At 43.4% G+C, this 13,716-nt stretch carries 10 protein-coding genes; all 10 read right to left on the bottom strand.

Annotated features, from left to right (window positions below):
* Positions 1 to 7: 7 nt before the first annotated feature.
* The 10 genes from pgmB to AC25CA_RS00515 all read right to left on the bottom strand — a co-directional run bounded on the left by pgmB (position 8) and on the right by AC25CA_RS00515 (position 13,714).
* Positions 8 to 646 carry a beta-phosphoglucomutase gene (gene pgmB, locus AC25CA_RS00560; RefSeq protein ID WP_486815090.1) on the bottom strand — a complete coding sequence of 213 codons (639 nt, stop codon included), beginning with the start codon at positions 644 to 646 and terminating at the stop codon, positions 8 to 10.
* A 1-nt stretch (position 647) separates the two neighbouring features.
* On the bottom strand, positions 648 to 2,834 hold the full coding sequence (locus AC25CA_RS00555; protein ID WP_486815089.1) for a glycosyl hydrolase family 65 domain-containing protein: 2,187 nt from the start codon (positions 2,832 to 2,834) through the stop codon (positions 648 to 650).
* A 3-nt stretch (positions 2,835 to 2,837) separates the two neighbouring features.
* Positions 2,838 to 3,662: a carbohydrate ABC transporter permease gene (locus AC25CA_RS00550; RefSeq protein ID WP_486815088.1), complete on the bottom strand. Its 825-nt coding sequence runs from the start codon at positions 3,660 to 3,662 to the stop codon at positions 2,838 to 2,840.
* A gap of 13 nt (positions 3,663 to 3,675) precedes the next feature.
* Entirely contained in the window at positions 3,676 to 4,545 is an 870-nt protein-coding gene (locus AC25CA_RS00545) for a carbohydrate ABC transporter permease (protein WP_486815087.1), read from the bottom strand.
* A gap of 86 nt (positions 4,546 to 4,631) precedes the next feature.
* Positions 4,632 to 5,957, bottom strand: a complete 1,326-nt coding sequence (locus AC25CA_RS00540; protein WP_486815086.1) for an ABC transporter substrate-binding protein — start codon at positions 5,955 to 5,957, stop codon at positions 4,632 to 4,634.
* Positions 5,958 to 6,199: 242 nt separating this feature from the next.
* Positions 6,200 to 7,723, bottom strand: a complete 1,524-nt coding sequence (locus AC25CA_RS00535; protein ID WP_486815085.1) for a response regulator transcription factor — start codon at positions 7,721 to 7,723, stop codon at positions 6,200 to 6,202.
* Positions 7,701 to 9,494 carry a sensor histidine kinase gene (locus AC25CA_RS00530; RefSeq protein ID WP_486815084.1) on the bottom strand — a complete coding sequence of 598 codons (1,794 nt, stop codon included), beginning with the start codon at positions 9,492 to 9,494 and terminating at the stop codon, positions 7,701 to 7,703. The genes AC25CA_RS00535 and AC25CA_RS00530 overlap by 23 nt, the downstream gene beginning before the upstream one ends.
* A gap of 145 nt (positions 9,495 to 9,639) precedes the next feature.
* Positions 9,640 to 10,812 carry an alanyl-tRNA editing protein gene (locus AC25CA_RS00525; protein ID WP_486815083.1) on the bottom strand — a complete coding sequence of 391 codons (1,173 nt, stop codon included), beginning with the start codon at positions 10,810 to 10,812 and terminating at the stop codon, positions 9,640 to 9,642.
* 11 nt (positions 10,813 to 10,823) lie between these two features.
* On the bottom strand, positions 10,824 to 11,015 hold the full coding sequence (locus AC25CA_RS00520; protein WP_488193289.1) for a hypothetical protein: 192 nt from the start codon (positions 11,013 to 11,015) through the stop codon (positions 10,824 to 10,826).
* Between the two features lie 107 nt (positions 11,016 to 11,122).
* A complete protein-coding gene (locus AC25CA_RS00515) occupies positions 11,123 to 13,714 on the bottom strand; it encodes a PEP/pyruvate-binding domain-containing protein (RefSeq protein ID WP_486815081.1) in 2,592 nt (863 codons plus the stop codon).
* Positions 13,715 to 13,716 lie beyond the last annotated feature (2 nt).

Here is a 13,716-nt window from a genome sequence, read left to right as displayed (position 1 = left end):
AATTTCTTTAGACCTCCAGCTCCCGAAGATCCGAAACTACCCGTGGCGCATTCGCAAGAACTCGCCTCGTACCAATCCCGATCACGTCCATGCCCGCACGCTTGGCTGCTTCAATCCCCGCATAGGCATCCTCAAAAACCAGACAGTTTTCTGGTCTCACACCTGTTTTTTCTGCCGCGATCAAAAAAACTTCTGGATCCGGTTTTGCTTTCTCTACGCAATTTCCATCTACAATCTCATCGAAGAGATGTAAAATATCCAGTTGCGTCAAAATTCGCACCGCATTCTTACTGGCCGAACCCAGCGCAATACGACTTCCCTTATCTTTCAAACATACTATGGTGTCCAACACACCAGGCAAAATATCCGAAGGAGACAAACTCTCAAGTGATTCCACGTAACGACCATTCTTTTCTGCTGCCATCTCCTCCTTCTCACTCTCCGTAAACAACTCCTGTTGATTCCCAATTTCTAATAAAATCTCTAGGGAATCCATACGAGAGACTCCTTTCAGCCGCTCATTATCTTCTTCTGTAAATTCAAAACCCAAACGATATGCCAACTGTTTCCATGCCCGATAGTGATACTTTGCTGTATCCACGATAACGCCATCCAAGTCAAATATGACTACTTGATACGCTTTCATCCTACACCTCCTGAATTTTGACTCCATTCTGGTCAACCCTTACATAATAATGCTTCTGTCGCCACATCATGGAAAATGACACACGCTTCCATCCGTCAGGCAGAAAGAATGACGCTGATTTCGGACTTTCTCGATCATTTTGAATAGCCGTTTCTATCCCTGCTACGGTTTGCAATATAAATTGATAGATGCATCCGCAATTGGCAATATGAATCCCATCTTTGGAACCCTTCCGCTGAATATCAAAATCCAGGGAAAGCGCATAATCGAAAAACTTTTGCACATGATCCGTCTTCCCGATCCACCCCGCTATAATGGCATGATTAATTGGAGAGAGAGAGGAGTCATGGGTCGTAATCGGTTCAAAAATCTCATAGGTATTTTCCATCTGTTCGACAGTAAATTCCGACCGGAACAACATAGCAAGGGATAGTGCATCAGCTTGTTTCAGCACCTGTGACCGGTACAACTTTTCATGGGTCATATAAAAGCCAAAAGGCACACTTCGATCTTCCCACAGATCGGCTAGGGCAACGGACGCATATTGCGAAAAATTGTCACTCTGGGGAATAAAAACAGATCCTTTATTTACGGGAATGCGAATACCTTTGGTACATTCTTCAAAAATCTGAATCTCATGATCTAGAAATCCAATTTTTTTCTTCAGTCCTTCCCACCCTTCACGGTTTTTCTCTTGCATCAGTCCAATGACGTCACACGCCTTTTGCAGATTAAATTGTACCATTCGATTAGTAAAGGTATTGTCTGCGTTAAAGGCCGTATACTCATCCGGTCCCATAACATTCCATAAATGATAAACCCCGGCTTCATCACAGTCCAAACGGTCCACCCAGAATCGGGCCGTTTCAATTATGATTTCCGCTCCTGCTTGCTCAATAAATTTAAAATCTCCTGTAGCCAAATAGTAATGCCAAATTCCATATACAATATCCGCTGTGATATGCACCTCATTATCCGCATACTCCCACAGTGAGCATTGCTCGCTTCCCGTTGTTGCTGACTGCCAAGGGAATCTCGCTCCCCGGCAATTGTAACGCCTTGCATTCTCCCGGGCACCATCCAAGGTTTGATACCGATAAAGCAAGAGATTTCTCGCAATAATCGGATTGGTATAGAGATAAAAAGGCAGCATGAAGATTTCACTGTCCCAAAAATATCGACCATAGTATGCCTCACCTGCAAAGCCTTTCGCACATATGGATGTCCGAGTTTCCAGCTCTTCTTTGCTGCGCAGAAGATGATAGATCGAGAATCGAACCCCCAGCTGATCGCGGTCATTTCCCTCGATTTGAATATCCGATCTTTCCCATAAGACCGCCCATGCTTTTCTATTTTCAAGGACAAGCATTTCATAGGATTTTTGACCCTCTCTTACCACATCGAAAGAATCGCAGTCATGGTCCGTCCAGATCAAACTACGTTTTTCAAACACCATTTTTTCTTGTGGCAATAATTTGGTGTCATAATCAAATTCATCATCGCTAGGCAGGATCGAAGTACCATCGCAGGTCAAGGAACTTTGCATGTGAACGCGTTGGTTCATATCCGTATCCCCGGAAATCCGTATACACGCTTTCTCTGCCCATTTTTCCATCTTAACGAAATGATTGAACCCATTCGTAGTCACTTGTGTATCAATTCCAGACTCAACGTTAATCTCCACTGCTTGATCCAGCGCCTCAAACTCCATTTTCTGTACAAAAAGATGCTGACAGTACCGGCTTGGAAATCGCTCATACAATACCCTCACACATTTCCCGGTCCTTGTCCGAAAAACAAACGATCGGCTTAAACTGCCATCTTCCATGTTGAGAACAAACGAAAACTCCTCAACCGACTCCTCGTTCATAAATACAAACTCGTTGTCGATCCAAATTCGAAAATCCAAAAAGTACGGCAAATTGATGATCACTTCATTCAGCAAAGGATGCTTCCCCATCACTGTGGGAATAAAGGTCCCCCATTTGGTAATTGGGTGCCTCTGCTTTTCCGTAGTCACGCTCGAAAAGGTTCGGGTATAGACATCTCCTTGATTTTCCTGTTGAACCCCCTCTTCAAAGCTTGCCCGAACTGACAAATAACCATTCCCTTGGCAAAAGGCTCCCTCTATATGCTTGTTTTCACTTGGATTGAACTGATCCCAATGCATTAAAAAATTATTATTCATGTCTTACCCCTTCACCGAACCAGAAACCAAGCCAGAAATAATCTGCTTCTGCATCAACATGTAAATGATAATCGATGGAATCGTCACCAAAACCGTTGCTGCAAACATCGCGCCATAATCACTGGCAAATGAACTCTTAAAATAATACAATGCAATCGGCAGTGTTCGGTTCATTTTATCGCCGGTTAACGTGAGAGCGAACTGGAATTCATTCCAGCAAAACAAAAATTGCAACACACCCGCTGTTGCAAAGGCAGGTCTTGCCAGGGGAAGAATAATTTGAACAAATGTCCGAAAGAATCCCGCCCCGTCAATATACGCCGCTTCTTCCAAGGTGTAGGGAATTGTCTTAAAATAGCTCATCATAATATAGAAGGTCGTTGGCATCCCCAATCCCGCATAGACAATAATCAAACCCGTCAAAGTGTCGTACAAATGGGTTCGCGTCAGTGTATTATACAAGGGCTGCAACAGCGCTGCCCCTGGAATAATCAAAGCCAAGGAGAAGGCAATGATTATCGGCTTTTTAAAGCGAAACCTGCAGCGTACCACCACATAAGCCGCCATAGAAAACACGATCAAATTCAGCGCTGTCGACAGCAAGGAAACAATCACACTGTTTTTATAGAAGGTCACTAAAGGCGCCAACTTAAATGCCGTTTGATAATTGCTGAATCGCAGTCCGTTGGGAAATCCGGCTACTGAAGACATAATATCCCCATTCCCTTTAAAGGAAGCCATTAAAACCCATAAAAAGGGCACGACTGAGATAGCCACAATAATAAAAATAAATAGAAATGTTGCTACTTTTTTTACTCCATTGATCATTTTCATGCGCCTCCTAATCCTCCTGATCCATCTTGAATATTTTCCGAATCGTGATCAATGTCAGCAATCCGAGAAAAATCAAAATCACACCCTGCGCATTCGCAAGTCCATAATTGTTGTCTGTCAATGCAGTTCTGTATAAGTACATGGGCATATTCATCGTGCGCACACCCGGTCCGCCGCCCGTTGTCATCATAATAATGTCCAATTTTTGCAACATGCTGGTTGCAGCAAGAATGGTTGCCGTTCCAATTATGTTTTTCATCATCGGCAACACGACAAACAAATCAGTTTGCATCGACGTTGCCCCATCAATCGATGCAGCCTCATACACCTCTTTTGGAATTGACGCCATCTCCGCCATCACCAAAATCGTAACAAGACCCGCATACGGAAGCCAGGTCATGGTGACGGAAAAGAATGATGTCTTCGGATCCATAAACCAATTTTGAACAAAGGGCTCTCCCAGGAGCTTTGTCATCACGTTGTTCACCAATCCGAATTGCGGATTCAAAATACTCAAAAACAACATGCCAAGAGCTGCACTTGAAATAATGTTCGGAATAAAAAAAGCGGTCCGCACAAAAGATGTATACCATTTCTGTTTCGCCAAGAGCAAGGCCAGCAAAACACCGATGGCAATATGTATAGTAGCCTGCAGTGCAATCCAAATCCCCGTATTCATCATGCTTTTTATAAATGCCGGATCTTCTGTAAATAGAGTACTATAATTACTGAATCCCGCAAAAGTTATCTTTGACCCAATTGTCCAATTCGCAAACGATGTTCCCACAAGCATCAGTATCGACAGCATAAAAACAAAAATAAAGATGCTGACACCTGGTAACAAGAATATCGAAATCCATTTATTCTTCTTTCTCATTTTCCCCTCCAAAACTTCCTTCTATGAAAAACCTCATCTTGAAATTCAAGACGAGGTTTTTTTCATAGATCCCGATTATGATTCCGCTACTTGCTTTTTGCGACAGCCGCGGTAAGCTTGGCCGCCATCTCTTCTGGTGTAATTTCACCATACGCAAGATCAGGATAGTTCAAGGAAAATTCACTTACTACACTTGAAAATGCTGTATTGTCGATATTTTCAAATCCGTACTTTGCATCTCCGCTAATGGTGATCAGCTCTGCAACTAAAGGATTTGCCGTTTTGTATGTTTCCGAGATTTCAACATTCGCGGTCAACGGAAGTGCGCCTGATTTATCCAAGAAAATTTCTTGCGCGCGTTTGCCTGTTTTGAATTTTAAAAACTCCAATGCCGCTGCCTGTTCTTCTTCAGATTTACCATTGGAGCAAAGAATGTAGCCAACCTCATATTGCGCAACAATCCCATCGTTTGGATACAATGCAACGCCAACACGATCAGCCAAGCCTGCTTTTGCTTTGCTCGTATCCGAGAAATCTGGCACCATCCAAGGTCCATTGGCGATTAATGCTGTCTTTTCTTGAAGAAAATTATTGGCTGCATTCGCATACATGGCACCAACCGCATCCGAAGTTGTATACTCTTGCAGGCAGGTTTGAATCATACTCAATGCCTGAATCATAGAAGCATTCTCATAGGACTCTGGATGCGTCGTATTCATAAATGAATGGCCCGCTTCACCGTCAGTCCCAATCATTGCCGCCAACCACAGATTGGTTGTCCATGCATTCTCGCCGGTCATCATAGCCAATGGGGTAAAACCAGCCGCTTTCAATTTTTCATTGTTTGCCATAAATTCATCCCACGTTTTCGCGGGTTGAATACCGGCTGTTTCAAACATATCCTTGTTGTAAAAATATCCAATCAATTGTTTCGCATTGGCAATCGAATAAAGCTTACCGTCGTCTGCCTGATTGTAGCTAATGGCTCCTGCGCCAATATATTCTTTCCATTCTGGATCTGCTTCCAACAACGGCATCAAATCAACCGCTTGACCGTTCTTGATCGCCAATTCGCGAATCCCTTGCTTTCCAATGGCAACATCGGGCAACGCCTTCGATGCAGCAAGTGCTTTCATTTTATTTACATAGGCTTCATCGCTTGGTAGTTCCTCAATAACAACCTTGATTTTCCCTTCATAGGCTTCATTGAACTCATCAATGATTTGCTTTTCTGCTTCTGCGGATACATGCGAACCGACCATAAAGGTTGCATAGCTAATTTCAACCGGTGTTTGGTTTCCCTTTGCCCCCGTTGAAGCAGATTCATTGGCATCTGCCGTACAAGCAGCTAGCCCTGTCGCAAGAAATACCAGCAATGTTGAAGCGATACACTTTTTCCAATTCAGTTTCATCTATTCTCCTCCTCAAAGTAATGGATTCACTTTTCTATCCCATTATATGGGGAAATCGCTTCCGCAAGAATGACTCTACACTTCCATTTCTTGTTGCATTTTGTCCGTTCTTCCGATCCTTTGACCACACAGGAAATCGTTTCTCGCTTTCCTTGGACTTTTTTTACCTTATTGTCGGATTTTGTCCTATGAAAAAACTTGCCTCACATGGCCACTCTTGATTCACCTAATGCAAGTTTCACTTATCGATTTTTACTTCGATACTCTGTTGGACTCATGCCAACCCGCCTCATAAACAAGCGGGTAAAATAAGCTGGATCTTCAATGCCTACCGCTATGCAAACTTCATAAATTTTCATATCCGTACGAAGCAACAACTCCATTGCCTGATTCAAACGATATTCATGAATGGCATCTGTAACCGTAACTCCTGTTGCCTTTTTATATGCACGGCTAATATAGCTTCCGCTTAAGAATAATGCCTGGCTCAATTCCTGCAAGGACACATTCTGTTGATAATTGTTTTGAATATACCGATTGACCCCATAAACAAGAGACGTTTTTTCTTGATTTTGACTCATGCGAACATCCTCGATGACATTCAACAATCTTCTCAACTGAGATGATAAACAATACAAGGACCAACTGGAATGGATCCACTGATAATATGACTTTCTAATGTCCTCCCATTCAGGGTCTTCGTTCTTTTTATTTCTTCGAATGATGGCCGCTCCCAGCACCAGAAAGTCCATTCGAATCTGCTTTAAGTTTCTCCCGGAGCACTTCAGCTCACTAACAAATCCAACAATCAATTCATCCAAGTTTTCATGCTCTCCAAAACTCTTTGAAAAAAATAGCGTCTGCCATCTCTCTATAGAAAATTTTTCTGTCTTTTCCTTCTGACATCCAGAGTGCTCTGATTCCTGAAAATAACGAATTGTCTCATCTTTTTGACAACCTTTCAACAAAGCTTCTTTGGCTTGGTCAAATATTATTCGCAGTGTTTTGCCCTCATTGAAACTGATGCCCATTCTAACATCTATATTCATAAATCCCTTCATCATCTCGACAAAAGCAGTGACAGCCGTTTGCAAAGGACCTTGCCCCCTCACCAGAATAACCATCGAATTCTCTTCCCAATCTATTCGATCCACCTGGTACTGTTCAAATGATTTGTCAACAAACAGATCCAGTTTTTTGTGATCAAGCCCTGATTTCTGTGCAGCTTCCTCATCGATCTCGCAAAAAATCAAGGCCTTGCATTCCGCATCTGACCCATAGTTTTCTCTATCTTTCTGCTCCACCGCTTTCCCTTTCAACATCCGACGAAGTAATTCCTTACGATACGCTGCATGATCCAAAGACAAGTCCTGGCTTCTTGACTCTCTTTCTTTCTTCAACTGTTCTTTCGCTTTTTCAACAGCCGCAGGCAACTCTTGAATAAATTCGTTTTTTACAACAAAATCCACCACATCAAATTGGATAGCTTTCTTGGCAAAATAAAAATCCGAATAGGCTGTTAGAATAATCATTTTTGTCTCCGGATACTGATCTTTCACGTTTTTAGCCAATTCCAAACCATCAAGAACCGGCATCTTAATATCCGAAATGATTAAGTCCATTTCCTGATCCTGAAGAATAGCCAAAGCTTCCTGTCCATTTTTTGCGCTTGCTGTAATTTCACAATCCAAAGAACCCCAATCTATAAAGTGAATAATTCCATCCCGAATATTCCGTTCATCATCAACAATCATTACTTTCATCATTCAACTTCCTTTTCTTTGGTATTTTGATATAAACAGAAGTTCCTGCTTGATCCTCGCTAATGATTTTCAAGCCATAGGCTTGTCCATACATCAATTTAAGCCGTTGATCTGTATTTCGAAGCCCAATATGTTCGTTTCCATGTTGCTCCATCGGACTCTCTCCTTTGCCGATCATCGCATCCACATCAAATCCGTTCCCATTATCCGTTACTTCAATGCAAATATTTTCTCCCTCATCTTTCACATATATGAAGATATTGGCCGGCTCAGCAATCTTTTCAACCCCATGGACAACGGCATTCTCTACAATCGGCTCAATCACCAGCCGAGGGATTTCACATTGATTCAACTCATCATTCATCACAATAATTTGATAACTCAATCGTTCCTCATACCGCATCTTCTGCAGAGACAAGTAAAACTCTGTTAATTTTAATTCTTCTTGAATCATAATGGTTCGCCGTTTGTCACCAGAAATTCCAGCCCGCAATAATGCAGATAGTGATTCTATCATTTTGTATATGGTTTCGTTCCCGCTCATCTTTGCCTTGATCTGAACTGTTAATAGTACATTAAATAGGAAATGCGGATTCATTTGATGTTGTAAGGCTTTGATTTCCATTTCATGTAAAAGCAATTGCGATTCATACTTGGAATGAATCAACTCTTGAATTTCTTCCGTCATGGTGTTGAAGGACCTGGACAAACCATCAAGATTCGGATCTCGATATTCTGGCAGCCGAACGCTGTAATCCTTCTTTCGAACACGATCCATCGCCGTGGTGATATCCAGCACAAATGATGTTGTTTTCATGGAAACGATAATCGCCAGCACAATAAACAAAATCGCCAGCATAATCAATACCAGCAAAAAATTTTGCATGGAATCAAATGCTTCCTTCACAAGATTCGCTTTTGGAATCAAATAGATCAAGCGAAATTTATTGGCATCAAGTTCTCTTGAAACAGCCACATAATCATGCTCTTGAAACTGACGCTCTTCTCGATTGAGCGGCAATCCCAGCGACCAAACTTCAGATGATATTTTCATTCCCAACTCTGCCTGGGAATTTGATGAGACGATTGTCCCCTGTTCATTGACCAAATAGACAAGCGCTCCTTCATCTGCCATCAAACCCTTATACAAGGCACGAATATAAGCCTCCTCAATTGCAGCAACAATCAGTAAATGATCATCCGATGTGAAATCCGATTTCAGTTTCCGAGTAATGAAGAAGGTCGGGCTCACTGCAGTCGGCGGGATTAGCTGGATAAAACGATCTGGATACTGACTTGCCGCCTCCACGGCAAGCACCGAGTCCTCCGCGATCTTCTTCATACTTACTTGTTTGGTATAGGTTGACCCCAACAGCTGTTGGTTTTGATACACAGTCACATAGGACAATAAATTCAATTTCCACACATTGTTATAGGTCAGTGTTTTTTGGAATTCATAATTGAGTTTCTGCACATTCAAGTAATAGGCTTCATTGTCTTCATCAAAATAATGACTATCCTCTAGCCATTCCGTTACCGATTCACTAGCCGATAGCGCAATCGTTGCATTCTCTATCATACTGAAAGAATCACTAATGCTTTCTCCCGTAGATTCAATCATCAGGTTCATATTCCGATAAGTGTTCGTCATTAAGCTATTGTACATTTGGTGAACTGCATAAATCCCCATCACCAGGATCGAAACCATCATGATTACCAGAAACACCAATATGATTTTGCCGCGTATCGAAATATGATGCACCCTATTTTCCATGCAGTCTCCCCCCTGTTCTTTCTTTCACTCTCAATGATTCTACATCAGATTTTCGAATATTCCAACCAAACCGCTTCGTTTTTTTCTATCTAAAAATAAAACGCTAGCCTAATTGACTAGCGCTTGAATCCCATATTTGTCTTGTTTACCTTCCCAATAATGTCTGAATGCTTGCCAAAAAGCTCTGTAGGTCCTCAAGATTTTGAAAACTTCCTTGCGCAGAACTTGCTCCACCGCCACCCCGGCCGTTTGCCGCTTGGATGGTTTCCTTAAAGACCTTGCCCGCATGGAGCTCTTTAACGTTATGGACCAGTATAACCTTTTTCTCCGACAAGCTCGCAAATAAACAAATTCCTTGTCGTTCCTTCAAAATAGTTTTTGCCAGATTCATCATCATACCCGATTCCATGCTTTCAAATTCTCGGCTGAGAATGATTTGCTTTTCTGCAATTAATTCAGCAGCCAGAAGATCCATCTCTTGGACCTGATACACTTTCAATTCTTGCTCTAATTTCGAGATTTTCTCCCGTTCTTTTGTCAAACGCGCCACCAAGCCCGCGGATTCTGTGGAGTATTGCTGGTTTAATTCCCGCAAAATATGATGTTCAAAGGTGGAATTTTTCACCGCCCGCATGCCGCAGACAAATTGAATCCGGGTCATACCCTTATACTTGTCCGCCCGCAAAATGCGTAAAATGCCCACTTCTCCCGTTTGTGTCGGGTGGGTACCGCAACAAGCAACACAATCCACGCCCGGTACATTCACCACGCGAATGTCCGTGTCCACCGTCGGCATTTTACGAAGAGGCACATCCGCCAATTCCTCCAACCGGTCCACCACTTGGATCTCAATTGGCAGATTTTCTTGAATCTTTCGATTGACTTCTGCTTCGATCTCAAGCACCATCGCATCCGAAATAGCAGGCAAGTCGATATCCACAGTTACCACTTCGGCACCCATATGAAAACCCTTGTTGTTTCCCTTTAATTTTTCATAGATCACACCTGACAAGATATGCTCACCGCAATGCTGCTGCATATGATCAAGTCTTCGATCCCAATCAATCTTCAAATCGACTTCCGTACCTACAAGAAGCTCTTTCTCCACCAAATGATGGATGCTTTCCCCCTTTTCCCGCACATCTAGCACAGCGATTCCATTGATCCAACCATGGTCCGCATCCTGTCCGCCACCCTCTGGAGCAAAGATTGTCTGATCTAAAATCACCCAGACTTTTCCGTCTTTTTCTTCAACCGCCTCGACTCTCGCCTGCGTTTCCATCAAATACACATTTTCATCAAATAATCTTCTTGTCATCTTTCCCTCTCCTAAAACCGTAAATTCAATCCCTCTGCAATCACTCGTTTGAAAATCCAAACTCCAGCCATGGCAAAAGATAAGCTTTCTGCTTTTTTCATCACTGGCAAGTGTAGATAAACATCAATTCCATCCACTTCATGCTTTACATAAAAATCTTTTTCCGGTGCCGCCGGCACCGCGAGTCTAATCTCCGGCTCGATTACAGAGCCCGCTCAACCACCGCCAGCCATACGAAGACTGAGGGTGATTACCTTCTTGTTTTTCTTTTGCAAATACGCTTTTACTTGCTCCTCAATAACAATCTTCATTATGAAACGCCCTCTTCTCTCTCTTTTTTCTGTAGGATCGTGACAATCCCTGTATTTCCGTCAACTTGAACCCAATCGCCCGTTTTAATTTTGCTCGTCGCACGATCCACCCCCACGACAGCCGGAATTCCATATTCCCTGGCGACAATGGCCCCATGGGTCAACAATCCTCCGACTTCCAAAATCAAGCCTTTGGCATGAATAAAGAGCGGTGTCCATCCCGGATCTGTAAAGGGGGCAACCAGAATTTCTCCCGCTTTCATTCTTGCCTCTTCCGGCTGCTCTACCACCCGGGCGATCCCTTGGTAAATGCCGCTAGATACGCCAGTTCCGCCCAGCTCATTCTCTTTTAAAACTCGATTCGACTCTTCCGGTGGCACAATCCAACCCTGATTGGTCACCACTCTAGGCACACGTCTGCCTTTCGCCTTCTGGAAGGCAAGTTTTCTTTCCTTAATTCGTTCCTGCATGGCTTTCTTATTTTTCACCATCTCAATAATTTCATCAAGCTTAAGATAATAAATATCTTCTTTCGTATCCAACCATCCTTTATCAACCGCCTCTTTAGCCGCCTGCAAAATTTCCTTTTTTACATGTCCATAGACCAAAATCAAGCCGTACTTGCCATGTTCCCGGGCTGGCATAAGATTCAGGACCCGATCCACCATATTTCGATAATGCCGTCGGAAAATCCAACGTGGTCCCCGGCTCATTTGAGTGACAATCGCCTCTCCAGCCTCAATCGAAGCTAGGGTCAAGGCATGGTACTCCCGCCGATGCTGGCCTGGTTTGAATACCCGCAGATGATTTTGAATACTGATAACAATGGGCGTTGGATCCTCAAACCACCTGGCATTGGTGATATCGATTTCGCCAATCCCACGGGAACCATAGCGATCCATGACAAGGCGCATCAAGTCGCCAGCTGATCCCTCCGCTCGCATCAACTCAGAAACAAAAACACTCGCATCCCATTGATCCAAGCGTCGAAGCCAAACATCATCTTTACGAATTTCTTCTGCCAAATCTCCAATCACTAGCCCCATTTCCGTGGTCACATTGCCAACCAAACCCGAAGCTAGGAGTTGCGCCAATTCATCCGATCCCAAATGACGGCTTGTCTTTTTCACCAAATACAGATAGGAAGCCATCCCGGGTCCAATATAGGAACCAATTTTCATCAATGCTTCCTGCAAATACCCACCAAGGGCCGCCTTGCATGACTCCAATCGCTTGACCGGATCCGCTTCCCTTACCAAATCATCCTTCAAGTGATCGACGTAGGATGCAATAAAGGCATCGCAAGCCTCAATCCGCATATTTCGCGGATGAAGAGCTTTTCTCATTTCATGGCTCAAAGACCATACTCCGTCCAGTAGCTCCTTGCCCTTTTTATTGTGGGGTTGAATGGCCTTCACAAAGGCTCGGTCCTTGAGCACACGACGCATGCTACTTGCCATCAAGGCATCAATTCCGTCAAAGCGAGAGCCCACTGCTTTTCGAAAGATCGGTACCGCCAGATAATCCGTAATATCCAGAAATACATATCCCCCTGCCGCCTTCATTATCTTCGATTTCCCCCACTCATTTCTATCAAAGGGGAATATCCATTTCAAACAATCCACACCCAAGGGCCGAATGGGCTTCATCATATTTTGAACATGATGGAAGGAAAGATACACGGCATTGCCTTCCCGGTCCGGGTCGATCAAGGGGAATAGGGTTGTAATGGCTCGGGCTTGCAAGATCCAAAGCTTGTCCTCTTGATCCAGTGCCCATTCAATATCCATCGGCATCTCGTAAAGCGCTTCAATTTCCACAGCAAGTTCTGCAAGCTGATGAATAGCTTGATCTTCCAGCACCCCATTGTCTTCGGACTCCTTATGGTGCGAAAGAATCTCTTTCGCCTTACGCTGATAGGCGATGGTATTGGGCGTTATTTTTCCTGCTACCAAATCATCTCCCGTTCCCGTCACATAATCTACAATCAACGACCGCCGATCCTCCGATAAGGGATCCACAGTAAAGACAACTCCCGAGTATTTTGGTGCAATCATTTCTTGCACCACAACAGAGATCGATAAGCTCTGATGAGAGATTTTATTTTTTAACCGATAACTGATTGCACGATCATTAAAAAGAGAAGCCCAACATTTTCGAATCGAAACCATAACCGCTTCAATTCCTTCTATAAAGAGATAAGAGTCCTGTTGTCCAGCAAAGGATGCATCCGGCAAGTCTTCCGCTGTGGCACTGGATCGTACCGCAAATGAAGTTCCTTCATCAAACCTCTGCAATGCTGTTTGCAGTTCCACCTGCAAGATCTCGCTCAATTCTGATTGAAGAATCAACCCGCGAATCGCTTTACCACTCGCTTCAATCCCTTTCACATTCTCAGGATCCAATTGATCCAAGGCAAGCAACGCCTCTGTTCCTCCAGTTTTTCGAATCATCTCATCAAATACCCGAGACAAGATACAAAATCCTTCCGGAACCGGAAAACTAGCTTGTAAAAGAATCCCTAAATTATGCCCTTTCCCACCAACTAGATGAAATTCTTCTTTTGTCAATTCTTGAAAATGTTTAATCATCT

This window comes from Gottschalkiaceae bacterium SANA, from assembly GCA_036323355.1.
GTDB lineage: Bacteria > Bacillota > Clostridia > Tissierellales > GPF-1 > GPF-1.
The sequence above is the reverse complement of the archived record's forward strand: the minus strand, read 5'-3'. Positions and strand labels throughout refer to the sequence as shown.